The sequence below is a fragment of the Comamonas sp. F1-6 genome (assembly GCF_039581415.1).
GTDB classification, from domain to species: domain Bacteria; phylum Pseudomonadota; class Gammaproteobacteria; order Burkholderiales; family Burkholderiaceae_C; genus Comamonas; species Comamonas thiooxydans.
This window is the reverse complement of sequence record NZ_JBCPWN010000008.1, coordinates 75,425-99,506: the sequence shown is the minus strand read 5'-3', so window position 1 is coordinate 99,506 and position 24,082 is coordinate 75,425. Positions and strand designations below refer to the sequence as shown.

The window sequence follows — 24,082 nt, the reverse complement described above, 5'->3', positions numbered from 1 at the left end:
CACAGCGGGCTTTATCACTTGAAGGAGAGCACTATGTCTGAAGCCGCAACCACCACCACCGCCGCCCCCGCACCTGCATCTGGCGCAGCACCAGCCCCGGCCGCAGCCGAATCCCTGTTGAGCGCGTCTGCTGGTGCACCTGCACCGGCCCCGAGTGCCGCAGCGCCTGCTGCTGGTGGCGCCGACGACATGGCCTGGCTGCCCGAGAAGCATCGCGTCAATGGCGCTGATGGTCAGATCGACATGGCCGCCAGCGCCAAGAAGCTGGGCGAAGCCTATGGCGCGCTGTCTCAGAAGCTGGGTCAGCCTCCCGCCGTGCCGGCCAATGCCAGCGAATACACCTTCGACGTCCCCGAGCAATACAAGGATGTGGCCATGGACGAAACCATGTCCGCTGCCTTTCGTGAGCGAGCACACAAGGCCGGACTGTCGGTCGAGCAGTATCAATTCGTCATGGGAGAGTACTTCTCTCTGGTGCCGGAAATGCTCAACGGTGCGGCCCAGAAGACAGCTGACCAGGCTCGTTCTGCTCTGCAGCAAGTGTGGGGGACCGAAACCGAATACACCGCTGGAGTGAACGCCGCACAGCGCGCGATGCATGGTTTGCCCGCCGGCCTGGCCGAAGAAGCCGTGCAGGCAGGCCTGGGAACGAACCCAGCCTTCATCAAGATCATGGCCGCGCTGGGTAAGGAGATGCGCGAGGATCGCCCGCCCCGCACGGGCACCGCATCGGCTGCAACCAACGTGGATAGCCTCATGGCCTCCGAGGCATACCGCGACCGCAAGCACCCCCAGCATGCCGCTGTGAGCGCCCAAGTTCGCCAGTTCTTCGAGCAGCAGAGCGCCTAATCGTTCGGGATTTGAGACTGAACGCCGCTTGACACTCCGGGCCAACACAGGCCCGCCGTGGCAAGCGGACACCCTGCAACAGCCCGAGCAGAAGGCAAGCAAGCCGGCCGATCTGCCGTATTGCAGGCCCAGGCAACTGGACACCCTGAATGGCTGACACGTTCATTCAACTGGAGTATCCAAATGCCCACCATTCCTCAGTGGTTCGTGACTCAGTGGGATCGCACGATCCGTCATGAAGTCGCACAAAAAGATTCCCGCCTGTCCGTTGCAGCTGCTTCGCGCGGCACCATCGAAGGCGAAGCGTTCACTATCAACAAGCTGGGCGACGACGGCTCTCTGCTCGAAGAGAACACTGTGCGCCACGGTGACACCAACTGGTCGGTGGCCGATCACACCGCCCGCGTCGTGAACATGGCCGACTTCTATGAAGCTCTGCCACTGGACCGCAACGACATTCCAAAGATGCTCGTGAACCCGGTCACCGGCGGCAACTACATGCAGAACCTGACGGCCAAGCGCAATCGCCGCCTGGACGACATCATCTATCGCGCTCTGCGCGGTACCCAGCTGCTCAAGGACGGCTCTAGCATCGTTCTGCCGACCAACCAAAAGATTGCTGCTGGTGGCGCTGGCTTCACCAAGGCCAAGCTGATCCAGGCGCGAAAGATCTTCCGCCGCAACGAAGCGGACAACCACAACGGTGAAGTGCTCAACATCACCTACAACGACGAGATGCTCGAGGACATCCTGAGCGACACCACGCTCACATCCGCCGACTTCTTGGCCGTGAAGATGCTGCAGGAAGGCGATGTATCCCGCCGCTGGATGGGCTTCAACTGGATCCCCTACAACAACCTCGAGTTGACCGGCGGCGTCTATTACGCCGTCGCATGGTGCAATTCCGGCGTTCACTGGGGTGAAGGCTACATGGAAGGCAACGTCACCCGCCGAGGCGACAAGAAGGATGCCTGGCAGGTGTCCCTGGGCGCGTCTTACGGTGCAGGCCGTGAAGACGAAAAGAAGGTGGTCGAGATCGCCTTCCAGTGATCGGCCTGAACGAATAGGAGAACCAGACCATGGCTGAAATCAATTCCCGTCAGGCCGCGCTGATCGCTGCGAACAGCAAGGCTCTGTCCAACTCGGTGGGCAAGAAGCGCACGCTCATCATCACCAGCCCTGCAGTTGCAGCCTGGGCGCAGAACGACACCATTGCCAGCGGCATCCGCATTCAGAAGGGGGCACGCTTCCTGGCTTCGTCCAAGGGCTCCATGGCTGCGATGGGTGCCGGTGTGACGCTGAGCGTGGGCATCCGCGACTTTGCAACCAAGGCTGTGATCAATGCAGCCGGCATTGCATCGGCGGTAGATGTGGCTGCTGCTGGCCGCGTTGACCTGAACAACGGCGCCCTGGTGGCCGCTGGCGTCGAGTACGTCGCTGTGCAGGACGTCGAGGTCTATGCCACCTTGGCAGGTGCCGCCCCCACGGCGAACGCTCAGTTCCGCCTGGAGATTGACCACATCACGTACGACTGACCACGGGCCGGGCCCTGGTTCGATGTGAAAACAGCGGGGGCCGTGTGCCCCCGTTTTGCTTTGAGAGGATGCAATGGCCACCAACATCGAAATCTGCACGAATGCGCTGCTCCTGCTTGGGGACTCGGCCATTGCGTCATTGACAGAGAACACAGACCGCGCACGCCGCTGCGCCAACATATACCCCCAGGCCCGCCGAGATGTCCTGCGCGCCCATCCCTGGAACTGCCTTGTGCGCCGGGTGCAGCTGGCCCCGCTGGCACAGGCTCCTGCCTTCGGGTGGAACCAGCAGTTCGCCGTTCCGGGTGATTTCCTGCGCTTGCTGGATGTGAGCGTGAACCGGTGCCAGGTGGACTTCGAATATGAAGACCGGAAGATACTGGCCAATGCCACCGTCCTGGATGTCCGGTATCTGGCTGACCTGCCTGAAAGCGCTTGGGATGCAAACCTGACAGACATCATGATCAAGCGCATGGTCAAGGATCTGGCTTACCCGATTACCAAGAGCACTAGCTTGGCTCAGCTGAAGGCTCAGGAATTCGAAGTGGCCTGGAAGCGTGCCAAGTCGGTGGACGGGCAAGAGAACCCTCCCGAAGAGTTCTCCAGCAATAGCCCCTTTCTGGAGGCACGACTCTAATGCCGCGCCTGCAACTCATCACCACGAACTTCACGGCCGGAGTGCTCAGCCCACGTTTGCGGGGCCGGGCCGACATCGACAAGTTCAACAGCAGCATGAAGGTGGGCGACAACATGATTGTTGTGCGCCATGGTGGCGCGACGATTCGACCGCCTCTGGCCTTTCTGGGTGGGGCAGGCAACCAAGCCCAGGCCGTCCGGCTGATCCCATTCATCTTTACCCGTGACAGCTCCTACATGCTCGAGTTCGGGCATCTGTACCTGAGGGTGTGGAAGGGTGATGTTCTCGTGCAGGATGGTGGTAGTCCTTATGTAGTCAGCACGCCATACACAGAGGACCAGCTTTCGCAGATCGATGTGGCGCAGAGCATGGACACCATGATCATCTGCCACCCATCGTTTGTGCCAAAGCGCCTGCTTCGGTACTCAGACAATCGCTGGACGCTGGGTGATTTGCCTTTCAACCCCGGAGCCCTGGGCGAAATTGGCCACCGAGCAGCCGTGACCATGACCATCAGCGACCCGACAGTCGGGGCAGGCAGGACGATGACAGCTGGCGGTGCGTTCTTCCTGGCATCCGATGTGGGCCGCACCATTACCTGGGCCGGCGGAACGGCAACCATCACGGCGGTAGGCAGCAGCACCAGCGCGACGGCCACGGTCGATGTGGCCTTCTCGGCATCGTCTGCGGCTGCCAACACTTGGATCCTGGAGGGCACGCCACAAACCACCATCACGCCAGCGACTGGAGCAAAGGATCTGCCCATAGGCTCCCAGGTGGCGTTGACGCTGGGCGCGGACGGCTGGCGCGCTGAGGATGTGGGGAAGTGGGTTGAGCTCAGCGGCGGCTCGGTGAAGATCATCAGTGTGGACAGCCCCACCGTGGCGCAGTCCATCATCATGACCGTGCTTACCAACGATCTGGCTGTGCCCGCAGATGCCTGGATTCTGCGCGGTTCAATCTGGAACCAGTTCGACGGCTACCCGGCGACCTGCACATTCCACGAGCAGCGCCTGTGGTTCGCCAACACTGCACGCTATCCACAGTCCCTCTGGGGCAGCATGTCCGGCCTGTACTTCAACTTCACGCCGGGCACCAATGATGACTCGGCTGTTTACAAGACTGTCAGCAGCAACGAACGTAACCCTATCCTGTTCCTGCACAGCGGCGCGTCCCTGCTGGTGCTGACTGCAGACGCTGAGTTTGAAGGCAAGGGCGGCGTGGAAAAGCCGATCACTCAGACAAACATGCAGCTGCCAATGATCACGCGCTGGGGTAGCGCGCCGGTGCGGCCCGTACAGATCGGTACTGAGGTTCTGTACATGCAAGGTGGTGCACGCGTTCTGCGCCGCATGTTCCCGCTGACAGCCGGCGGCTTTGACTCGAGCGAGGCCAGCATCTTTAGCGAGCAGCTTTTCCGGACCGGTATCGTTGGCATGACCTACCAAAAGGTGCCGGAGTCGATTCTTTTCCTGATTCTCGAAGACGGATCAGCGCTGGCTATGACCTACTCGAGCGAGCAGAACGTCTATGCGTGCACGCCTTTGCACACGGATGGCTTCATTGAAAGCATCGCCACGGTGCCTGTGGGTGCGGAAGACCGAACCTATGCTGTAGTGCGCCGAGAGATCAACGGCAACACCGTCCGCTACATCGAGCGCCTGGATTGGGGCGGCGCCTGGGTGGACAACGATCAAGTGCTGGGGCCGCATGATTGCCGTGCCGTGCTGACCGACCCTGTTGCCAAAGCCACATGGACAGGCCTCGCCCACCTTGAAGGGAAGACGGTATCAGTCCTGGCTGATGACATCGTGCAGCGAGACCTGATGGTATCGGGCGGCGCGATCACACTGACCAGGAACGCCAACAAGGTATCAGTAGGGCTGCCATACACAGGGACGATTCAACTCGAAGCGCCAGAGGTAGGAACGGGCACTGGCACAGCCCAGGGGCAGGCCACCAGCATGCACAGCATTCAGCTCAGGTTGCTGGCAAGCGTGGGCGGCACCGTGCAGGCGGGCGACAACCCCGAAGAAGATCTACCTTACCGAAAGCTCGACACGCAGGTCTTGGACCGTCCAGTCCCGGCATTCACAGGCCTTAAAGAGGTTTCCGCGAGCGGCTGGGACAAGGAGTCACTGCTCACCATCAAGCAGGATCAGCCATACCCGTTCTTCCTCTTGGCCGTGATTCGCGGCATCACCATCAACGCGGGGTGACCATGGGCATTCGACAAGCAACCCTCGATGACCTGCCGGCCCTTATCAATCTGGGCGAGCTCATGCACTCGGAGAGCCCGCGTTTCAGCAGTATCACCTTTTCCCCTGTGCGCCTGGGGCATACGCTGGCCGCGCTGGTCCAGTCCCCCATGGGCTTTGTCTGGGTGACGGAGACAGAAGCAGGCGAGGTGGTCGGCGGCATGGTGGCAACAGCCTTCCAGCACTGGGCCAGCGATGACTTGATGACCACGGATCTGGCGCTGTTCCTGGCGCCTGAGCACCGCGGCGGCACGGCAGCGGCACGCCTAGCCCGCAAGTACCACCAGTGGGCCCGCGACCTGGGCGCCAAGCTGATACAGCAGGGCGTGACCACCGGCGTCCATACCGATCAAACCGTCCAGCTGCTCGAGCGGCTTGGCATGAAGCGCTGCGGCGTGATTCTGGAGGCTTAAAGCATGTGCACAGGACTTGAATTTTTGGCGACCGCAGCGAGCACTGCATCCAGTGCTGCTGCGGCGGTAGGGGGCTGGGGCACGGTTGCTGGTGCAGCCGGTACTCTCTTCAGCGGAATCAGCCAGTATCAGGCGCGATCGGATGCGGCTGTAGCCGCTGGCCAGCAGGCCGGCTACACCGCAGCCACAGCCGACCAGCAGGCTGACCTGATCCGGCGCCAGGGCCGGCGCGAAGTGGGCGCGGCGCGGGCGGCCATCGCCGGCAACAACACAGCGCTGGACGAGTTCAGCCTGATCAACACCCGTGAGATTGCCCGTGCTGCTGAGCAGGATGCACAGATGACCATCCTCAGCGGGGGCCGCGAATCTGATTCACTGGCCCAACAGGCCAAGGGCTACGCCAAGTCGGCCGGCAACTCTCTTGCCGGCTCTCTGCTTTCTGCAGGCGGTCAGGCGTACACGGGCTGGAAGGGCACGCAGCAAGTCACGCTGCCCGGCAATGACGCGGCCAGCCAGTTCTATTTCAACGGCACACGCGGCATGGGGGACTGACATATGGCACGCATACCAGCAGGGGAAGAGTTTGGTCAGCTGGCGGCACGGCCGCAGCGTGCACCGGAGGTGGTGCCAGGGGCCAATGGCGAGGCCATCGGGCAGGCCGTGGCCGGCTTCGGCCAGGACCTGCAGCGAATTGACCAGCAGCAGATGCGTGAGCGCAAGCAGTTGCAGGAGGCCGCAGACAGGGCCAATGCCGACACGATCATGCAGCGGGCTATGTCCTCGCTAGATGAAGCCAGCGATGCCATGGGCGTGGGCATCAAGGGCGGCCAGATCGCCAAGGACCAGGCCGCCCAGCGGTGGCAGCAGCAGTCCGCTGACCTGATCAGCGGCGTGATGGGCAATGTGCCCGAGGCGCTGCGAGGTCAGGTTCAGGCCAGGCTGGACAGCCGAGCGTCACATCTTGGCCGTGGTGTTGGCAGGGCGGTGATGGAGCGTGACCAGGCTGACGTGCGCGCCGGCCTGGACCAGACACTGGAAACCGCCGGCCGCATGTATCTGCGAAATCCGCAGGAGGCCAACAACATGGTGGCCACAGCCTTCGAGCAGCAAGGACCATTCAGCGGACTGGATGCCCAGCAACTCGGCCGCATGCAGCAGAACTGGCGGGAGGCCACCAGGTTTAACAAGGCTGCCACGATGGTGCAAGACGCACGCAACAACAATGGCAGCCTGGACCAGGTGAGCAAGGCGCTGAGCGGTGAAGAGTTTTCCGACCTGACCCCAGAGCGCCGGCTGCAGCTCACCACCCAGATTGAAGGCTTCAAGACCAGCAACATCCAGCGCGCGGAAGCCGCTCGAGCACGGGCAGAAGCGCAGGCACGGGCACAGCTGGACCGAGCGCAGGCTGCCTATACAGCCGCCCAGGGGCTGGTCATGACCGGCAAGGCGCTCAGCCATGACTATGTTGCCCAGCTATCCCAGACCGTGGCCGGCACACCATTCGCCAAGGCTGTACCCGAATTGGTGCGCCAGGCGCCTGAAATGAGCGCGTTTGGAACGCAACCTCTGGCCGTGCAGCAGCAGATCCTGCAGCAGACCCGGGCGAAGCTGAACCAGACCGGCACCAGCCCCGACATTGAAAAGCAAGTGAACCGCATGGATTCGGTCTACCAGCAGTCGGTTAAAGACTACCGTGAAGACCCGCTTCTGGCCGCCCAGGAGCGCGGCGTGCTCCCATCCATCGCCCCACTGGACACCAGCAGCATGGCGACGATGCTGCAAGGCCTGGCCCAGCGATCCGAGCAGGCGCGCATTGTGAGCGGTGTTGTCGGCCAGACCGTTTCGCCGCTGCTCAGGACAGAAGCCGAGCAGGCCGCCAAGATGATTCAAGCATTGCCGGTGGAGCAGAAGTCTTCTGCGCTGGCACAACTGGCCAGCACCGTGGGCCCGGCCATGGCCTCGGCGCTCGGCCGCCAGATGGCGCCCAAGGATCAGGCGCTCGGCATCTCTCTTGGCATGGCCGGGAGCATGACTACGCAGGGTCGATACACGAGCGAGATCATTCTGAGAGGCGCTCAAGCTCTAACCGACAAATCTGTGAAGAACGACACAAGAGCTATTGATGGTGTCCGAGCACAGATTGCTGCTGAAATCGGCAATGCCGTTTCAGGGCCAGCTCGGGAAACTTTGATTGAGGCATCAATCTTGGCCTACTACGGGAAAGAGGCCCAGGATGGACAGAAGATGTCCATAAGGGGGGCGGTAGCCCTTGCGACTGGTGGCGTCGCAGAGCGCAACGGCCGCAAGTTCGTGCTGCCCTATGGTGTGCCGGCGAACGAGTTCGAGAAGAAGCTGCAGCAGATGAACAGCGGCGCGGTGGCTGGGCAGCTGCCTGACGGTCAGGTTTATGTGGGTCAGACACCCATGTCGGCTGACGATTTCGTCAAGAACCTGCCGAAGGCCGCGCTGATCACCAGCGGCAATGGCCGCTACACCGTACAGGCCGGCGGTGGCCTGGTTACCAATAGCCGCGGCCAGCCCGTGTTTGTGGAGGTCAAGTAATGGCGCTTCTCGATGCATACCAGGAAGACTTCAATATCCAGGCGACGGATTTGTCCCAGCGTCCTGGGCAGGCACCCAGGCAGGCGCCACGCTTCAGCCTCTGGGGTGCCATCAAAACCGCGCCCGTGAGCCTTGGCGTGGGCGTCATTGGTGAAAACATTGCCTCCACTGCTGATGTCCTTGGAGCCTTCGGCCAAGTGCTGGCCACCACCGAGGGCAGTGCCGGTGGCATGTTCTCCACCCAGTCAGATGATGAGCGCCGCCAGTCCCAGGACGCCACTCGCAAGCTGCTCGAGCAAGGACCGGACTATATGTCCCCCGCCGGTCGCGTGGTTCGTGATGCTGGGCGATCGATGCTGCCGGATCCGCTGACTACCCATGCAGCAGAGGTTGCTGTCTCAGAGCTGTTTCGGGTTGGCGGCAAGGCCGTGGGCGCAATGCTGGTTACTGGCAACCCGGTGGCAGGCGCTGTCATCTCCGGTGCTGAAGAGGGCTTCACCCAGTCCGACCGCCTGGCCATGGAAGGCGTGGACGTTGGCACCCGCACGGCGGTGGGCGGCGTGACGGCGGCAGTGCAGGCAGCCACATTTGCGCTGCCGGTGGCCGGAAAGACGGTTGGCCAGACCGTGGGCTTGGCTCTGGGCGGCGGCCCGGTGGCCTACATCGGGCAGCAGGCGGCAGTGCGCGAGATCCTGCAGCGCGCCGATTATTCGAAGCTGGCCGACCAGTACGATCCATTCGACCCTGTGGGCCTGACCCTATCCACGTTGCTGCCGCTGGGCTTTGGTGCTATGGCCATGCGCAGCGCCAGGGTGCGAGGTGCAGCAGTAGCCGAGGCGGCCCGCGCCGGTGAAGCACCACCTTCCGCACGCACGCAGGTTGCCGAGGCGGTGCAGGGCATGGGCCGAGTCTCTGATGATGTGGTGGACGCTGCCCGGGTGCTGCAGATCCGAGAGGCGGTAGACAGCTGGAACCTGGGCCGGGCCGGCGACATCGAAGCGGCGAATGCACACTTGAATGCCATGGCCCGGGCCGCAGACCAGCTGAGTCTGGGCGCGCGCGCCAGCGTGACGGACCTACTGCCAGTCGAAGTACTGCGCAGCACTAGGGTGATGGACGACATGATTGCCCGCATGGAGAGCCAGCGCATCGAGTTGCTGGCCGATGCAGCAGGTCGGGCAGACCCTGGGGCCGTGCGCGAGATGCGCTTGGAGCTGGATAGTCTGCGCGCCCAGGTGCCTGATACATCCCTGCCGGCGGTCAACGTGCTGGCCCGCGACCTTCAGAAGGCCGAAGGTATCAGCTTCAAGAAGGCCAAGGCTCAGGCGCAGCGCCAGTTGAATGACCTGCGCGACGAGTACTCGGCTCGCATTGCGCGCATCGAGGGCGCCCTGGACCAGAACGCGGCGGCCCAGCAGTCCTTTGACGCTCTGAACGTGCTCGACCGCCAGCTCAATGTGATCCGAGCTGACCGCGCCTCCATCGATGCGCCGCCCACGGCCCGCAACCCGATTGCAGAAGCTGCAGGCATGGTGGCAGAGCAGGGCGGCGCTGGCCGTGCTGCGCGTGCACCAGAGCAGGCAGCAGCCCCGGCCGCACGCGCCGAAGCAGCACCGGCCCGGGCTGAGCCAGCGGAACCAGGCCGGCAAGAGCCGGCAGCCGGCGGCATGCAGGCAGAAAACGAGGTTGCAGGGCTGGAGGCCAGGGCGGCCGACATTGAAGCCTTGGCACCGGACATGCCGATCAGGCTGGAGGGGATGGATGCGCCAGAGCCGCTATCCCAGCTGATGGCCCGCTTGCGTCAGGAGATGGCCGACGAGCTGCAGGATGTGCCGCTGCTGCAGGTGGCGGCTGAATGTGCGATCAGGACGCAATGATGCTCAGCACGCCAAGGCCCACGCCCACCACCACAAAGCCGCCCATGATGAGCAGGTACTGCTTGAGCGCGAATAGGGCGTGCCGCCAGCTACCGCTCATGGCCCAAATGGCCAGGGGTACGACAGACACCAGGGCCGCAAGCGCGCCCAGGAATTTGATGGTCCAGAGAAAGGTTTCCATATGGCTATGAAGCCGCAGTGTATCGCGGCAGTTTCCCAGGCCGCCGGCCGGAAGCTGACCCCATCGGAAATTCAAGGCATTGAGGATCGGCTGTCTGCCGCCATGCGCAGGCTGGCCCGTGACGATCCTCAGGGCTGGATGGCCAAGCCCTACGATCAGCAGGTCCTGGAAGGCTCGCAACTGGCCATGCAGGAGATGCAAGCCGAGGCCCGGCGCAAGCTGCAGAACGCCCAGCGTCAGATAGTGGCCACTGCCGCCACAGAGCAGCGTGTAAAGGACCTGCAGACCAACCTGAGCTCTGGCCGCAGCAATGCCCTGGTGGAGGACATCAACAACACCAACCTGTATGCGGATGGCATCAAGCGCCAGGCCATGTCCCAGCTCATGGATTTGGTGGAGGCCACGGCCAGCCGGCAAGATGCCAGCCTGGGCCGGCGGGCGCTGATGTTCCTCTTCGACGCTCAGAACCCGCAGATGACCAGCGACCTGATTGCCGAGATCTTTGCCAAGGGCCAGGGCAACACAGGCAACAAGCTGGCCCAGGCCGGTGCAAAGGCATGGCTGACCACAATCGAGAACTTGCGCCAGCGCTTCAACGCCGCCGGAGGTGATGTGGGGCGGCTGGACTATGGCTACATGCCCCAGGCCCATGACTCGGCCCGAGTGCGCGCCGCCGGAATGGACGACTGGGCCGGAAAGACCTTGCCCCTGCTGGACCGCAGCCGCTACCTACGCGCCGATGGCAGCCGAATGAACGATGGCGAGGTGCTGGATTTCCTGCGCGCGGCCTGGGGGACAATCTCCACAGATGGCCTCAACAAGTTGGTGCCCGGCCAGTTTCAGGGAAGCGGAGCGCGCGCTAACCGCCGGGCGGACTCTCGACAGATCCACTTCGCAGACGGTCAGGCCTATCTGACCTACAACGAGCAGTTCGGCATGGGCACCATGTACGACGCCATGCGCGGGCATGTGGGCGGCATGGCCCGCGATATCGGGCTGGTGGAGCGGTACGGGCCCAATCCGAACGCCCAGTTCAAGCTGCAGAACGACTTAGCCAAGTTGGCAGACGGTGGCCTCAAGCGCGTGGCAGGCAACTTCCCTCAGGCCTATTGGGACATCGTCACCGGTGTGACGGGTTCGCCGGAGAGTGCTCGGCTGGCACAGGTGAGCCAGGACATTCGCAATATCCAGACGGCGGGCAAGCTGGCCGGGGCGGTGATCTCCAGCATTACCGACCTGGGAACCATCATCACGACCACCGGCTACAACAAGCTGCCGTACTGGGACCTGCTGCGCAATACAGCGCGGGCCGGATCGGCTGAGGCCAAGGAGTTTGCCAATACTCACGGGATGATCGCCGAGTCCATGATGAGCGACCTGAACCGCTTCGCCGGCGAGAACATCCGCCACAACTGGAGCGGCGCGCTGGCAAACAGCACCATGAAGCTGTCGTTCATGAACTGGTGGACGGACACCCTGCGCCGAGGCTTCAGCATGACCATGATGCAAGGGCTGGGCCGACTGTCAGAAACGCGCTGGGCTGACCTGACCGAATGGGATCGCTCGCACCTGGGGCGCAAGGGGATCACCGAGGCCGACTGGGATGTGGTCAACCAGGCGCAGCTGACCGACTACCGTGGCGCCAAGATGCTGACGCCCGAAGCAATCGCTGCTGGCGGCAACCCGCGTGCCAATGAGGTGACGGGCAAAATTCTGGGCTTCATCACCGATGAGAGCGAATATGCGGTGATGAACCCTGATCTAGCCACCAAGGCGATTCAGACCTGGGGCGGCAAGCAGACGGGCACGGGCCTGGGTGAGCTGGCCCGGCTGGTGATGCAGTTCAAGAGCTTCCCCATCGCCATGATCACCCGGCACTGGCGCCGCATGCTGGAAGGCGATCGCGGCCTGGATGGCGCACCGTTGGCAGCCAACCGTCTGGCCTATGCATCGGGCATGGCTCTGACCAGCGTTGCCCTGGGCGCCATCGCATTCCAGACCAAGCAGATCATTGCCGGCAAGGACCCGGTGGATATGACCAAGCCGAAGTTCTGGACACGCGCGGCGGCGCAGGGCGGCGGCCTTGGCTTTGTGGGCGACATCCTTCTGGGTGACACCACGGAAGACCGCAGTCCATTGGACACCACCGGCCGGGCGCTGCTGGGCCCATCCTTCGGCAGCCTGTCGGAATTGGTCGAGCTGACCAAAGGGAACTACGACGAATGGGCGGCCGACAAGGAAACGCACGCCGGCGCTGAGGCGCTGCGCTTTGCCAGATCCCATCTGCCTTATGTGAATCTTTGGTACGCCCGTGCTGCAATGGATCACGCTTTCATGCAGGATGTGCAGGAGAACCTGAGCCCGGGCTACATGGGCCGAATCCGGCAGAAGGCCTACAAGGACTGGGAGCAGGGATTCTGGTGGGAGCCTGGAGAAACGGCGCCTTCGCGCGCACCAAACTTTGAAGCTATTGGAGGTCGATGATGCGGCAGGATCAATTCGAGGCGCTGCAAAAGCGCAGTGAAGAGCTGGTGGACCGGTTCCTTGAGGAAAGCGATCCGGAGGCATGGCCAGGCGCGGGCGTGGCTGTTTCGGCCATGGACAAGCAGACGCGCGGCGACCTGTACTGGGTGAAGAAAAATGCGGTGGCCACCTTGGCCTGTGCGCAGCGCATCGTCGGCCTGGTGGGCCAGATTCGCCAGCGCACCGCGAACCCGGAGAGCCCGGAAGACCCGGCGGCCGTGACCGCCGGCGAGGACTCGCTGGATGCGGAGATCGCAGCGGCCGAGGCAGAAGCGGCCAAGCTGATGAACCGGGCCCAGCAGTCCGCCAAGAAAGAACAGTTCGACAAGCGCGTCCATGGCAAGCCGTGAAATCAGCTTCCCGGCCTTCTACGTGATGTGGGGTCGGCATCGCGGCTGGGATGTGCCGCCCGTGCACATGCGCGTGTGTCACTGGCTGCAAGAGGGGTGGACGCTGGGGGTGCTGCGCGCGCACCGTGGCTTTTCAAAGTCCACCATCCTGGCCGTGTACAACGCTTGGCGCTATTACCGCGACCCGGCTTATCGCATCCTGCACCAGTCGGAGGCTGACGGCACGGCGGAGAAAACCAGCCGCGACACGCAGAACGTGCTGCGCAATCATCCTTTGACCCGGGGCATGTTCCGCGACGGCGGTGTGCGCGAATGGTGGGTGGAGGGCGCGACGGACCCACGGAACGCCAGCATGTCGGCCCGGGGCATTCTTTCCAATGTGACCAGCGCGCGCGCGGACGAGTGCCAGAACGATGACGTTGAAGTCCCCCGGAACATCCAGACTCCCGAGGCGAGAGAGAAGATGCGCTATCGCCTTGGCGAGCAGGTGCACATCTTGGTCCCCGGTGGCCGGCAGCTGTACATCGGCACCCCGCACACTCACGACAGCCTTTACGACGAGATTGAATCAATGGGCGCCAGCTGCTTGACCATCCCCATGTTTGGCCATGAGCATCGGATCGAGGACGCCAAACGCGCAGCCTATGATCTGCCCTTCGTGCCGGAGTACGTGTTTTCTGGAATCGGCAAGCAGTGCCGCCTGCTGGTGGCTGGCCGGGATTACCAGATGCAAGGCCAGCGGATGGTGTTCGCTGCAGCACCTGGCGGCCTGGTCGACTGCTATGCGGGTGTGGCGTGGCCAGAGCGCTTCGACGGTGAAGAGTTGGAGAAGCGCCGCAAGAAGACCCGCACCATCAACGAATGGGACAGCCAGTACCAGCTGCATAGCCGGCCTGTGCATGAGGTGCGCTTAGACCCAGCCAAGATGCAGGGCTACGACTGCGAGCCGCGCTTTGTCATGCAGAACCGTGTGCTGACCATGTGGCTGGGCGCGGTGCAGATCGTGTCCTGCTCTGCGCGCTGGGACCCCAGTAGCGGCAAGACCAACAGCGACACCTCTGGCTTCGCGTTCAACCTGCAGGACGCGGCGGGCCGGCACTACTGGCACCGATCAGCAAAGCTCGAAGGCGAGATTGCCACCACCAGCGAGGATGGCCGGCGCATCACCGGCGGCCAGGTCATGCAGCTGTGCGACCTGATTGAGCAATACCGCATCCATCAGGTAACGGTAGAGACAAACGGCATCGGCGGCTTCGCGCCCAGCTTCTTGCGCATGGCCCTCAAGCAGAGGCGGCTGCGTTGCGGCATCGTGGAAGAGCAGAGCGTGGCCAACAAGAACGCCCGCATTCTGGAAGCCATGGAGCCGCTGCTGACCAGCGGCATGCTCTGGGCCCATATCTCGGTGATCGACGGCGACGCATGGGACGAAATGAAGGACTGGAACCCTGCTGTGAAGCAGCAACCTGATGACCTGATCGATGCCGAAGCAGGCGCTATCACGGCAACGCCTGTACGCATTGGCAAATCGTTCGGGAATGCAGACCCGCACCAAAACGACGATTGGCGCCCATCAACGGGCGTATTTGAAGCAGCGCTCGAGCCCTGAGCGGCTTCAGCCAGTGGGGCCGCTCTCACGCAGAGAGGCCCCTAAATGCCGGTCGAATCCCAGACCCCATTCAATGAATACACAGGCAACGGTGTCACCACCGTTTTTGCCTATCAGTTCCAGATCCTGATCGCGACCGACCTTGCCGTTTTTGTGGATGGAGTGCTCAAGGCAAACGGAGCCGACTACACGATTTCCGGTGTTGGCTCCCTACAGGGCGGACAAGTCACATTCGCTGTAGCACCTGCGTCCGGCGCAGATGTGCTGCTTTTTCGCCAGATGGTGCTGGCCCGAGACACCGATTACCAGACTAACGGCGACTTGAAAGAAGCGGTTCTTGATCGTGATTTTGATCGCATATGGCTTGTTTTGCAGAGTGTTTCTTCAAGGCTGGGAACAGCGCTACGCTTTCCATTCCCAGAGCAATCCAGAGAGCTACCTCCTGCATTAAATCGTGCGAACAAAATGCTGAGCTTCGACTCTATGGGTCAGCCTATAACAGCATTACCGACATCTGATTCTTCACAACAATTACGACTTGATTTGTTTTCAGAGCATGGCGGTGAGATCGTAAATTTCCGGCAAGCTCCCGATGCAGTAGTTCGAAGCGTTACTGAAGTTCTGTCTAATGGAGTTATCAGTCCATTTATTTATGGCGGCAATTGGGACGGCGTTGGAGATGATACGGAGGCAATAAGAAAAGCCCATGCTTTGGCGAATTTGAAGCGAGTACCTGTCAGCTACGCAGGAATTTCAAAATTTTGCATCCAGGCTAATGCAAGAATCCCCGTATACACCAGTGTTGATTTTTTCAGCGCTCGGATGGTAATCCTTGGTGGTGTTGAAGCATCGCCGAGCTTTGATAGTTTCAATACCATATTTATATTCAGCGATCCGGACTGCCCTCTGGTAACTGTGACTGGCCCTGTTCTAGCATCAAACCTGGTACGCGGTGCAATATTTCCTACAAGGGGATTATTCGACGGTCATGGGTATGCAAAGCTTGAATGCGGCCTGCAAGTCCCAGATCGCGCAAAGACGGGAACTCAGAATTACACGCAGGCTTTCAAGGTAAATCGTGCCAGCAAGGTATCTCACCCATTGAGCTCTAACTGCTCAGCATTTGCATCTGCAATCACTGTCAGCTATAGAAAGACGTCAAAAACACCTCTCACCATTTCCAATGTTGGATTGGTTGAGGGTGCATGGAATAACCAGAGAGTGTTCCAAATTGAGCGTTGCAACACGCACATCAAAAACTTCGATTTGCTGTTTGATGGTGATGGCGCTCAATACAACAACGTGAGCGAAATAGTCTGCCTTCTGGACGTTTCCGATGTGACGATTGACGGGTACATGACAACCGGGAGGCCAGTCACCACCAGTACCGGATCGTATTGTCTTGCTATCTATGGCGGGGCAGATATATATGTGGACAACATGGAGGCCCTGACCGGGTGGGGCGCCATTGGCTCTAACAATGTGAACGGCTTGTACTTTGAGGATTGCATCCTGAATAGAGTGGATGCTCACAGCTCAGGGCACAACATCTTCGTTGAAGAATGCGCGCTGCACGATATTGGGGTGAAGATCGGCTGGGGCGGTGGCGTGGTGAAGGTCACAAACACCACGCTTTATGGGTGCCCTGCGATTTCGACTCGGGATGACTATGGCGGCCATTTTGATGGAGCGTGGATTGTCGATGGCTTCGAGATATCCATGGGCAATTCCTTTGGGACGTTCCCTGTGATTGATTGCGCGACCTCACCTATTGGGGCGAGCACCGCAATCCAACCTCCTGATTCGATTGTCAGCAACCTTCAGCGTGTGGCTGGGTCGACGGCGGCGGGTGGGGAGATTACTCCTGTCGCAATCAAGATCCGTCAAAACGGCGATCAAGTGCGGGCACCTAACCTTGTGTCTGTCTCCAACATTGAGAGCTCGGAAGGATGGCGTTTCAGTCTGAAGCTGGACTGGATGAACTTCATCACGAATGCTCGGGGAGAGATGCGCGTCAATATCAATGATGTAGATGCTTCGATGCGGGCGAATACCTCTTCGGGAGTTCAAGGTTATCCAGCGTTTGCCTCTACTCCCGCCAGCAGGGCATTTCTCAGCATCAACTGCTCAGCGGTCAGAAATCTTGCTTTGCGCTGTTTGCGGCCCGACATCACGTCTATCGATCTTCTCGACTGCGCGTTGAATGAAGCCACAGTTCCGAATCCATCACGTCTGAAGATTCTTGGTGGCCAACTCATAGCACCTACAGAAGGTGTATCCACCGTAGTAATCGGCGCTCTTCGCGGAAGCGCAACTCGTGAATACACATTCCTTCAAGGCGTGACGGTATCGCCCTATGCCGAATGGGATCTTTCAAAGGTTGCAGCTCTGAGCGGAGTGTTGGTTGAGCGCGGAACTCTTACCGCAACGCTTCCGTCTGGTGTTACGCCTGCAATGGCATTCACCGGCTGGAATGACGGTGTGATTTTTCCATGAGAGAGGGATATGGACAACAACTGGACTGACCAACTGCTGCCAAAGGTGCCTGGCATTCTCGGCAGCGCAGGAGCGCTTATGTGGATGCAAGGAACGTGGCCTCGTAAGGGGGCAATGCTGGTCTTGGGTATCGCGGCCAGCAACTATGGGACGCCTGACTTTGTTCAGGCGACAGGCCTGTCTGAGGGGCTCGGCGGCTTTGTTGTCGGCATGTTCTCGATGACGGCAGCCGACTGGGTATTCAGGGCATGGGATCAGTTCGCCCTAGGGCCGCTGCTCAATGAGTGGGTACGCAAGCGCCTGGGGCTGCCACCGAAGGATGGGGGTGCAGCATGACCTTGGACGACATCACCAAAACCGCTATCCTGCCGGCCTTGAGCCTGATCGGAGTGAAAAACACCCAAGAGGCGCTGGTCGAGCTGCTGGCCATCGGTCTGCAAGAAAGCCGGTTCATCTATCGGCGCCAGATCGGCGGCCCGGCGCGCAGCTTCTGGCAGTTTGAGCAAGGCGGTGGAGTAAAGGGTGTGCTGAACCATGAGGTGACTCAGGCCAAGGCCCGCGCTCTGTGCGCGGCCCGCGAAGTGGATGCTACGCCAGTGGCTGTCTACAACCGGCTTGAGCATGATGATGTGCTCGGCGCAGGGTTTGCCAGGCTGCTGCTGCTGAGCGACCCCAGGCCACTGCCGGCCCTTGGAAAAGCAAACGATGCCTGGTCATACTACCTGCGCACCTGGCGCCCCGGCAAGCCGCACTCCCAGACCTGGCCCGGCCTCTATCAGCAGGCGCTGGAGTATGTTCGATGACGGGCCGCGCCAAGACCCTGGTGGTGGCCGTGCTTCTGGTGCTGTCCTTTGCTGCCGGCTGGTGGGTCAATGCCCAGCGCGCAGAGGCTAGCATATCGCTCCTGAAAAAAGAGCATGCAGAGCAGAAGATGCGTGCTGGCGCGTCCGCTTTGGCTTCCTATTCACGCATGGAGAAAACCAAGGATGAAGCAATCAAATCTGCCCAGGAGCGGGCAGGGCGCTTGCAGGCTGATGCTGGTGCTGCTGCCGCTGCTGCTGACGGCCTGCGCAAGCAACTCGCCGGCGTGCCAGCCCGTATCGCAGCCGCTTCCCGCGCCGCCGTCGATGAGTACGCCTCAACTGCAGGAGAGCTACTCGGCGCGTGCACTGCGGAATATCAGTGGATGGCAAGACAAGCTGATGGCCACGCAAATGATGCGAGAATGATCACCGAATCTTGGCCGCGCTGAACAAACGCAAAAAAGCCCCCTCGACACCCAAATCAGGTGCGAGGGGGCTCTTTTTTTGTGCGGGAGATTTTGCCAACATGGGCGGTAAACCATGCGCTGAGTGCAGGCCTTGCGCCTTGGTCTTCATAGCGTCACAGGAATTCGCAAACAGCGAGCACGCCGCTTTTAATCCGTTGGTCGCGAGTTCGAATCTCGCAGGACCCACCAGAATACATAAGCCGCTACAGCTGGTAAAGCTGTAGCGGCTTTTATGTTTTATTCCCATGGTGGGAGCATTCATCGCTCCAAGGAATTGCGGTTTGCTCTCCTGAGCGTTCATGGACACGGGCGGCCCTTGCTCTGTCGGCCTACGGTTCGGGTAGCGCTCCGTATCGATTCCTGTGTCGGGTTATCAATCAGCAGAAACGACTCTTGCGAGGCTGAGTGGCCTCTGCAGCCAGGTTTTGTGCTTCACCAGAGGCTTTGTCCGTCGGAGTGGCGAACCTGCTTTTCGCTGGAGAGGCAGCGGCTCAGCAGATCGGTCAGTTTAGGTGATGGTGGAGCCAGGCCTTGTCTTCTGGCGGGCCAGCGGTGCTGGCGCTGGTCGCCGTGTGCTTGTCGAAAAAGCAGAACCCCGCTCAGTTCAACAGTGGCGGGGTTCGTCAGGAGATCGGAGACCGAGCTGCTGTTATGGGGTTTTGCTTCTTCCCCGGTAGTTCAGGTCGGTGGCCGAGTAGTTCTCACGCTTGCGCCAGTCCATTTGAATCGGGCCGGCGTGGTTGGCAGGATAGGTGATGCGCTCTTTTTCGCGATTGAGCTCCCACTGCTTTGCATCCACGATGCGATGGACTGTGGACTCTTTGGATTTGCTCATGGGGAAGGCGGCCTTCAATCAAGTTTCTGAACCTAAAGAAGACGGTACAGCTGCCGGGATGGCGAGTCCAGTGAATTCGCCTGATGAATGACGGATCGCCTGGATTGCGTTGGAATCACGACTACTAGGGGGTATTTTTAGGGTGGATGCGGATAGTTGCTGCTTGGAGGATGGGGCTGTGTTCCCGTCAAGGCGCCAGCCTTGAAGCGGCCTGAGCCCTGTGTGGCAGCTCAAACGCTGCAAACAGAGCGTCGGGGAATTCTCGTCGGGCATATTGGCTCCCGGAATGAGAAAAGTCCGCTTTGGAAGATGGGCAGGGTGATGGATTCCAGGTGAGCGATGCCTTCGGCTGTGACTGCTAGACCCAAATACATGCAGCCGGCGATCTGTCATCCACATCCTGCCTCGATGCGTATTCCGGTTGGGCCGACTCCTCGCGCCGGAGGCGAGGCATGGTATTGCATCGGCCCATTGAATCCACCGCCTGAGGCAGTCAGCCTGAGCATTTTCTTGGTGAACTGCTTCAGGCCGATTGCGACGCGCAGCTAGGGTATATGCGTTCAATGCGGGAGTGCTCGAAGTGAATGACACTCTCGTGAATCGTTAGCTTGCTTGAGGTAGGCAATCAAGTCGCTACGCTCCTTGGGGTCAGGGATTCCAGCGTACGTCATTGTCGTGCCTGGTAGCACCTTCATGGGCTGGGTCAGGAAACGATCGAGTGTTTTTTCGTCCCAGATAAAGCCGGAATTCTTCATCGCATCCGAGTAAGCAAAGCCGGGAACCGTGCCAGCACGCCGTCCCAACAGGCCGCAATGATGCGGTCCCGCTCGGTCGTATGCCAGCGCATGGCAGGCCGCACAGCGAGCGTATATCTGCTCGCCAGGAAGTTTGTCAGGTGCTGCATGCACTGTCGCAGCGAACGACAGCATGCCAAGCAGCAGCCACCGTTCGGTGTTCATGATACGAATGCCGTGGGGACCGGTGCTTCGCCCACTGCCTGGCGCAGTACTGCCCAGTGCATGGCTTCATCACCCAGAATGCTGGCCGCAGCCTTGGATAGCTCTCGATTGCCGAACAAGGGAACGGCTCCCAGATAAGCACTGACGGCCCCTTGCTCCAGTCGTGCCGCAAAGCGCAGCACATCCTCCTGTGATTTCAGCTGATTTGCTGGGAAGTTGTAAGCAGTCTTGGGGACTACCGGCTTGCCACCCAGTTTTTCAACCGTCTTGGCAAGTAGTTCAGCATGCGCTTTGTGATGGCCCTGGAAGGTCAGGGCCAGATCCAGCACCGAGTGTTGTAGCAGTTTGCTTTCGGCTCCCAACTGATAAGCAGCGATGGCCTCCAGCTCTGCACTCAGGGCGGTGTTCAGGATTTGAGTGTCCTGGGCTTTTCCATCGCCGGTTTTGGCGGCCAGCGCTTCACGGCCGGCTAGTAGCGCAACAGCGGCACCTGAAAGCATCAGCCCGGATTGGCCAAGAAAGAGGCGGCGCGCCTCCTGTGGATGAGCGATATGCAAAAACGACATGATGCACTCCTTCGTGGGTGACGAGGCCAGCTTTGGGAGACCGGAAATCCGGTGGCCAGGGCAAGCACTCATCCATTGGATGGATCAGAGCGTCACCACGTTCCGCCCCTGTTGGCAGCAGGGCCGAGAATCAGATCGACACGGGAACGCTGGACGCGGATACACCATCCAATGGTCAAAGGAGGCGTACATGCCGCACACTCAACCTTCGAACCACAGCCCTGCGGTTGCTGATGCTTCGGATCTGGAGCTCGCTTTCAGAGCCGCAGCTGGCGATGAGGTGGCTTTCGAGGCCATCATGCGACGCCACAATCGCTTGTTGTTCCGCACCGCACGAGCCATATTGAAAAGTGACACGGATGCTGAAGATGTCGTGCAGCAGGCCTATTTGCAGGCTTGGCAGGCATTGGGGAATTTCAGGGCGGATGCCAAGTTGTCGACATGGCTGGTACGCATTGTCGTCAACGAAGCACTTGGACAGATCAGACGTCGTCAGTTGAAGATCGTGCCGCTGGAGTCCGCGATGGCATCGACCCAGCAGATGGATACCAGTTGGCAGCAAGACGATATGGACCGCGGCCCCGATCGAACCGTCATGCGTTCGGAGTTGCGTCGAATCATGGAGGCGCGCATTGACCTGCTGCCCGATGACTTCCGCAGGGTTTTCATGTTGCGCGGCGTCGAAGAGATGAGTGCGCAAGAGGTGTCGCAGATACTGGAAATTCCAGAGGCCACGGTGCGCACGCGCTTCTTCCGTGCACGAAGCATGCTTCGCGAAGGGCTTTCACAGGATCTGGATATGGCGCTCAGCGACGCCTTCAATTTCGATGGGGAGCGGTGCAATCGCATCGTGTCCTTGGTACGGGCAAGACTACCCCGGCGTTAAGCAGGCATGCTTGAATATTGGTTCTGATGAACATGCAGCAAATGCAGACCGATTCGCAAGAATGGACTGCCCTGGGCAAGTAGCAGATCTGCGCTTCACTAACTCTGGATTTCTTCATGCGTAGACCTCCCTGGGGTGGGCTCTCTACTTTTGAGTGGAGCGAGGATTCGGGGGAGGCTTCAAAGCGGACAACAGGTGGCGACATATGCCACGAAGCCGTCATACAGAAAAACTCACCGCGGAAACATTCCTGGAGCAGCAGCTGGAATCCAGGTGGATGGCGAAACTGGTGGATTGATTGACATTTTCGCCACGGCAGCTGCTGAGACACTTGCTGGATATCGATGATCATCGCTTCACATTGCATGCTTTTCCAGATTAAATATTGACAAAAGCCGTGTGAGTCGACTGTATGTAAGAGGGGGCATGCAGATGAACGATCTGGAGGTTGACGGGAATCGCCATCTCAATCATTTGATGAGATCAGGTGTGTGCGCAGAAGGAGTGGATCGCATACTGCGTGCGGTTCGCAAGCATCTGGGAATGGATATCGCCTTTGTCTCACACTTCGGTGCGGCCGAACGGGTGCTCAAGCATTTGGACAGTGTTTCGGGCGGGCCGCTCCATCAAGGCCAGAGCATTCCCATGCAGGAGGGATACTGCCTGAAGGTTGTTCATGGCGAGCTGCCCGAATGCATTCCGGACACAAGTTGTGTGCCGGCTGCTCAGCACATTTCTGCAACACATGCAATTCCAATTGGGTCTCATTTGAGTGTTCCCGTCCGTCTCACGGATGGGCATGTGTATGGGACGCTTTGCTGCTTCAGCTATCTCCCGAACCCAACACTAGGGGAGCGCGACATGCAATTGCTGCGCGCATTTGCAGAGATTCTGGCAGACCGTATCGAAGAGCAGGCTGCCGAGGAGCAGGTCAAGGCACGGTTGGTCGGTGAGGTCCGATCCGCGTTGGCGCACGGTGATCCGAGGATGGTTTTCCAGCCGATCTGCAGTTTGCGTGACAAGGCCATCTGCGGCTTTGAAAGCCTTTCGCGTTTTGATGTCGAGCCCAGGCATGCGCCGGATTATTGGTTCGATGTGGCAGACAAGGCCGGTTTGGGCATTGACCTGGAGTTGTGCGCTGTTTCCAAGGTGCTGCCAGCGCTGGAGCGGCTGCCCGCCAACAGCAGCGTAAGTGTCAACTGCTCGCCACAATTGCTGCTTAGCAGCAAATTCCATCAACTACTTGATGGCATTGATGATCTCTCACGTCTGGTCCTGGAGATTACAGAACATGCTGCGGTCAAGGATTACAAGGCTCTTGCCATTGGGCTGGAGCCTTACCGTCGCCGGGGCGCGAAACTGGCGGTTGACGATGCTGGTGCAGGCTATTCCAGCATGCGGCATATCCTCAATCTCGAGCCCGAGGTCATCAAGCTGGATATGAGTCTTACTCACTCTATCGATACAGATGAGAAACGGCGTGCACTGGCCAGAGGCCTCATCAGCTTCGCGCATGAAATAGGAAGCCTGGTGATTGCAGAGGGCGTTGAACGGGCGGAAGAGCTGGATATGCTGCAAAGGCTTGGAGTGGATTGCGCTCAAGGGTATTTGCTTTCCAGGCCACTTGAGATTGATGCCGCGGCGGTGTTCTCGCTTCACTAGTCGGCAGGTGTCGCTACATGGGCGGTCGCATCGTTTGGGTGTCTGGCAACCGATCTCGTCCTGCAGACGGCTGGCTTAGCTGGCTTCGTTCGCCTGCATCGAGCAGGCCTTGGCTCTTCTCGTGACTCCTTTGCAAAGGGCCTGAGCCCATATGGAGCCTCGGGTGACGGGTGCTTGGTTTGAGCTTGGTTTGTGCTTGGCCCTAGCGTAAACATCTATGTAGTGCTGTCAATCAATGCGAGCATACTGTTTGCGAATATCAATTGCACGAGGACGCTATGAAGTGGCTGCTTGTCAGTTTTGCGCTCATGGTGTTGACGCTCTGCGTCAGCTTTGTCGCGTCGGTCGCGGACGACCTGAGGCAAGGCAGCGATCAGGATTGACTGCCGGGGTTTTCAGCACCCCTCATGAGGCATTTCCGCGCCATCGATTGCAATCGTCACGCCCATGATGTTGCGGTCGATTTCCATTGGGCGTCCAGACCCCTCAAGCTTGACGATGTCGCTGCCGCGATTGAACTGCCTGGCTTTGCTGGAGCAGTTTGATGTGCCTGGTGGGCGTTGTTGTGCGTCTTCCAATGCCTCGGAATGCCTGGCAAGCGCGCTTGCGAACGGTGT

The 24,082-nt window shown here is 60.1% G+C and carries 23 protein-coding genes; 18 read left to right on the top strand and 5 right to left on the bottom strand.

The window, feature by feature from the left end:
- Nucleotides 1-33: 33 nt before the first annotated feature.
- The 9 genes from AAIL66_RS10600 to AAIL66_RS10560 all read left to right on the top strand — a co-directional run bounded on the left by AAIL66_RS10600 (nt 34) and on the right by AAIL66_RS10560 (nt 10,131).
- Nucleotides 34-849, top strand: coding sequence for a hypothetical protein (locus AAIL66_RS10600; protein ID WP_343496692.1), 816 nt, complete (start codon nt 34-36; stop codon nt 847-849).
- 183 nt (nt 850-1,032) lie between these two features.
- Nucleotides 1,033-1,899 (top strand): phage capsid protein, encoded by an 867-nt coding sequence (locus AAIL66_RS10595; RefSeq protein WP_343496691.1) that lies wholly within the window; start codon nt 1,033-1,035, stop codon nt 1,897-1,899.
- A 29-nt stretch (nt 1,900-1,928) separates the two neighbouring features.
- Nucleotides 1,929-2,384, top strand: coding sequence for a hypothetical protein (locus tag AAIL66_RS10590; protein ID WP_343496690.1), 456 nt, complete (start codon nt 1,929-1,931; stop codon nt 2,382-2,384).
- A gap of 73 nt (nt 2,385-2,457) precedes the next feature.
- Nucleotides 2,458-3,021, top strand: coding sequence for a hypothetical protein (locus AAIL66_RS10585; protein WP_343496689.1), 564 nt, complete (start codon nt 2,458-2,460; stop codon nt 3,019-3,021).
- Entirely contained in the window at nt 3,021-5,240 is a 2,220-nt protein-coding gene (locus AAIL66_RS10580) for a hypothetical protein (protein ID WP_343496688.1), read from the top strand. Before AAIL66_RS10585 ends, AAIL66_RS10580 begins: the two co-directional genes overlap by 1 nt.
- 2 nt (nt 5,241-5,242) lie before the next feature.
- A complete protein-coding gene (locus AAIL66_RS10575) occupies nt 5,243-5,692 on the top strand; it encodes a GNAT family protein (RefSeq protein WP_343496687.1) in 450 nt (149 codons plus the stop codon).
- Between the two features lie 3 nt (nt 5,693-5,695).
- Nucleotides 5,696-6,244: a hypothetical protein gene (locus tag AAIL66_RS10570; RefSeq protein ID WP_343496686.1), complete on the top strand. Its 549-nt coding sequence runs from the start codon at nt 5,696-5,698 to the stop codon at nt 6,242-6,244.
- Nucleotides 6,245-6,247: 3 nt separating this feature from the next.
- A complete protein-coding gene (locus AAIL66_RS10565) occupies nt 6,248-8,254 on the top strand; it encodes a hypothetical protein (protein ID WP_343496685.1) in 2,007 nt (668 codons plus the stop codon).
- Nucleotides 8,254-10,131 carry a hypothetical protein gene (locus AAIL66_RS10560; protein WP_343496684.1) on the top strand — a complete coding sequence of 626 codons (1,878 nt, stop codon included), beginning with the start codon at nt 8,254-8,256 and terminating at the stop codon, nt 10,129-10,131. The genes AAIL66_RS10565 and AAIL66_RS10560 overlap by 1 nt, the downstream gene beginning before the upstream one ends.
- Here AAIL66_RS10560 and AAIL66_RS10555 read toward each other — a convergent pair.
- A complete protein-coding gene (locus AAIL66_RS10555; protein ID WP_034374291.1) occupies nt 10,118-10,312 on the bottom strand; it encodes a hypothetical protein in 195 nt (64 codons plus the stop codon). The genes AAIL66_RS10560 and AAIL66_RS10555 overlap by 14 nt on opposite strands.
- Here AAIL66_RS10555 and AAIL66_RS10550 point away from each other — a divergent pair, their 5' ends adjacent.
- The 7 genes from AAIL66_RS10550 to AAIL66_RS10520 are packed head-to-tail and all read left to right on the top strand — an operon-like array spanning nt 10,313 to nt 18,539.
- The gene (locus AAIL66_RS10550; RefSeq protein WP_343496683.1) at nt 10,313-12,796 is read left to right on the top strand and encodes a hypothetical protein; all 2,484 of its coding nucleotides are present in this window, start codon (nt 10,313-10,315) and stop codon (nt 12,794-12,796) included.
- Complete coding sequence (locus tag AAIL66_RS10545) at nt 12,793-13,185, top strand: hypothetical protein (RefSeq protein WP_343496682.1); 393 nt, start codon at nt 12,793-12,795, stop codon at nt 13,183-13,185. The genes AAIL66_RS10550 and AAIL66_RS10545 overlap by 4 nt, the downstream gene beginning before the upstream one ends.
- Nucleotides 13,172-14,791, top strand: a complete 1,620-nt coding sequence (gene terL / locus AAIL66_RS10540) for a phage terminase large subunit (RefSeq protein WP_343496681.1) — start codon at nt 13,172-13,174, stop codon at nt 14,789-14,791. The genes AAIL66_RS10545 and terL overlap by 14 nt, the downstream gene beginning before the upstream one ends.
- Nucleotides 14,792-14,836: 45 nt before the next feature.
- Nucleotides 14,837-17,287 carry a hypothetical protein gene (locus tag AAIL66_RS10535; protein WP_343496680.1) on the top strand — a complete coding sequence of 817 codons (2,451 nt, stop codon included), beginning with the start codon at nt 14,837-14,839 and terminating at the stop codon, nt 17,285-17,287.
- Nucleotides 17,288-17,296: 9 nt separating this feature from the next.
- The gene (locus tag AAIL66_RS10530) at nt 17,297-17,623 is read left to right on the top strand and encodes a hypothetical protein (protein WP_343496679.1); all 327 of its coding nucleotides are present in this window, start codon (nt 17,297-17,299) and stop codon (nt 17,621-17,623) included.
- Nucleotides 17,620-18,090, top strand: coding sequence for a hypothetical protein (locus AAIL66_RS10525; RefSeq protein WP_343496678.1), 471 nt, complete (start codon nt 17,620-17,622; stop codon nt 18,088-18,090). Before AAIL66_RS10530 ends, AAIL66_RS10525 begins: the two co-directional genes overlap by 4 nt.
- Complete coding sequence (locus AAIL66_RS10520) at nt 18,087-18,539, top strand: hypothetical protein (protein ID WP_343496677.1); 453 nt, start codon at nt 18,087-18,089, stop codon at nt 18,537-18,539. The genes AAIL66_RS10525 and AAIL66_RS10520 overlap by 4 nt, the downstream gene beginning before the upstream one ends.
- On the opposite strand, the gene AAIL66_RS10515 is transcribed toward AAIL66_RS10520, so the two are convergent.
- The 4 genes from AAIL66_RS10515 to AAIL66_RS10500 form a co-directional block, all read right to left on the bottom strand.
- On the bottom strand, nt 18,517-18,858 hold the full coding sequence (locus tag AAIL66_RS10515) for a hypothetical protein (protein ID WP_343496676.1): 342 nt from the start codon (nt 18,856-18,858) through the stop codon (nt 18,517-18,519). The two genes, AAIL66_RS10520 and AAIL66_RS10515, sit on opposite strands and share 23 nt — an antisense overlap.
- A gap of 348 nt (nt 18,859-19,206) precedes the next feature.
- Nucleotides 19,207-19,392, bottom strand: coding sequence for a hypothetical protein (locus AAIL66_RS10510; protein WP_003070780.1), 186 nt, complete (start codon nt 19,390-19,392; stop codon nt 19,207-19,209).
- 560 nt (nt 19,393-19,952) lie between these two features.
- The gene (locus AAIL66_RS10505; protein ID WP_343496675.1) at nt 19,953-20,351 is read right to left on the bottom strand and encodes a cytochrome c family protein; all 399 of its coding nucleotides are present in this window, start codon (nt 20,349-20,351) and stop codon (nt 19,953-19,955) included.
- A complete protein-coding gene (locus AAIL66_RS10500) occupies nt 20,348-20,917 on the bottom strand; it encodes a ferritin-like domain-containing protein (protein WP_012837780.1) in 570 nt (189 codons plus the stop codon). The genes AAIL66_RS10505 and AAIL66_RS10500 overlap by 4 nt, the downstream gene beginning before the upstream one ends.
- A 190-nt stretch (nt 20,918-21,107) precedes the next feature.
- Here AAIL66_RS10500 and AAIL66_RS10495 point away from each other — a divergent pair, with 190 nt between their 5' ends.
- Nucleotides 21,108-21,803, top strand: a complete 696-nt coding sequence (locus tag AAIL66_RS10495) for an RNA polymerase sigma factor (protein WP_343496674.1) — start codon at nt 21,108-21,110, stop codon at nt 21,801-21,803.
- Between the two features lie 426 nt (nt 21,804-22,229).
- Entirely contained in the window at nt 22,230-23,465 is a 1,236-nt protein-coding gene (locus tag AAIL66_RS10490; protein ID WP_343496673.1) for an EAL domain-containing protein, read from the top strand.
- The last annotated feature ends 617 nt before the right edge of the window (nt 23,466-24,082 follow it).

Excerpts from the sequence above, each read along its gene's own strand:
- AAIL66_RS10590 (WP_343496690.1), top strand. The coding sequence starts at position 1,929 with ATGGCTGAAATCAATTCCCGTCAGGCCGCGCTGATCGCTGCGAACAGC.
- AAIL66_RS10490 (WP_343496673.1), top strand. The coding sequence starts at position 22,230 with ATGCAGATGAACGATCTGGAGGTTGACGGGAATCGCCATCTCAATCAT.
- AAIL66_RS10555 (WP_034374291.1), bottom strand. The coding sequence starts at position 10,312 with ATGGAAACCTTTCTCTGGACCATCAAATTCCTGGGCGCGCTTGCGGCC.
- AAIL66_RS10575 (WP_343496687.1), top strand. The coding sequence starts at position 5,243 with ATGGGCATTCGACAAGCAACCCTCGATGACCTGCCGGCCCTTATCAAT.
- AAIL66_RS10600 (WP_343496692.1), top strand. The coding sequence starts at position 34 with ATGTCTGAAGCCGCAACCACCACCACCGCCGCCCCCGCACCTGCATCT.
- AAIL66_RS10520 (WP_343496677.1), top strand. The coding sequence starts at position 18,087 with ATGACGGGCCGCGCCAAGACCCTGGTGGTGGCCGTGCTTCTGGTGCTG.
- AAIL66_RS10500 (WP_012837780.1), bottom strand. The coding sequence starts at position 20,917 with ATGTCGTTTTTGCATATCGCTCATCCACAGGAGGCGCGCCGCCTCTTT.
- AAIL66_RS10595 (WP_343496691.1), top strand. The coding sequence starts at position 1,033 with ATGCCCACCATTCCTCAGTGGTTCGTGACTCAGTGGGATCGCACGATC.
- AAIL66_RS10505 (WP_343496675.1), bottom strand. The coding sequence starts at position 20,351 with ATGAACACCGAACGGTGGCTGCTGCTTGGCATGCTGTCGTTCGCTGCG.
- AAIL66_RS10525 (WP_343496678.1), top strand. The coding sequence starts at position 17,620 with ATGACCTTGGACGACATCACCAAAACCGCTATCCTGCCGGCCTTGAGC.
- AAIL66_RS10585 (WP_343496689.1), top strand. The coding sequence starts at position 2,458 with ATGGCCACCAACATCGAAATCTGCACGAATGCGCTGCTCCTGCTTGGG.
- AAIL66_RS10535 (WP_343496680.1), top strand. The coding sequence starts at position 14,837 with ATGCCGGTCGAATCCCAGACCCCATTCAATGAATACACAGGCAACGGT.
- AAIL66_RS10545 (WP_343496682.1), top strand. The coding sequence starts at position 12,793 with ATGATGCGGCAGGATCAATTCGAGGCGCTGCAAAAGCGCAGTGAAGAG.
- AAIL66_RS10565 (WP_343496685.1), top strand. The coding sequence starts at position 6,248 with ATGGCACGCATACCAGCAGGGGAAGAGTTTGGTCAGCTGGCGGCACGG.
- AAIL66_RS10515 (WP_343496676.1), bottom strand. The coding sequence starts at position 18,858 with ATGAACGCTCAGGAGAGCAAACCGCAATTCCTTGGAGCGATGAATGCT.
- AAIL66_RS10530 (WP_343496679.1), top strand. The coding sequence starts at position 17,297 with ATGGACAACAACTGGACTGACCAACTGCTGCCAAAGGTGCCTGGCATT.
- AAIL66_RS10580 (WP_343496688.1), top strand. The coding sequence starts at position 3,021 with ATGCCGCGCCTGCAACTCATCACCACGAACTTCACGGCCGGAGTGCTC.
- terL (WP_343496681.1), top strand. The coding sequence starts at position 13,172 with ATGGCAAGCCGTGAAATCAGCTTCCCGGCCTTCTACGTGATGTGGGGT.
- AAIL66_RS10560 (WP_343496684.1), top strand. The coding sequence starts at position 8,254 with ATGGCGCTTCTCGATGCATACCAGGAAGACTTCAATATCCAGGCGACG.
- AAIL66_RS10495 (WP_343496674.1), top strand. The coding sequence starts at position 21,108 with ATGCCGCACACTCAACCTTCGAACCACAGCCCTGCGGTTGCTGATGCT.
- AAIL66_RS10510 (WP_003070780.1), bottom strand. The coding sequence starts at position 19,392 with ATGAGCAAATCCAAAGAGTCCACAGTCCATCGCATCGTGGATGCAAAG.
- AAIL66_RS10550 (WP_343496683.1), top strand. The coding sequence starts at position 10,313 with ATGGCTATGAAGCCGCAGTGTATCGCGGCAGTTTCCCAGGCCGCCGGC.
- AAIL66_RS10570 (WP_343496686.1), top strand. The coding sequence starts at position 5,696 with ATGTGCACAGGACTTGAATTTTTGGCGACCGCAGCGAGCACTGCATCC.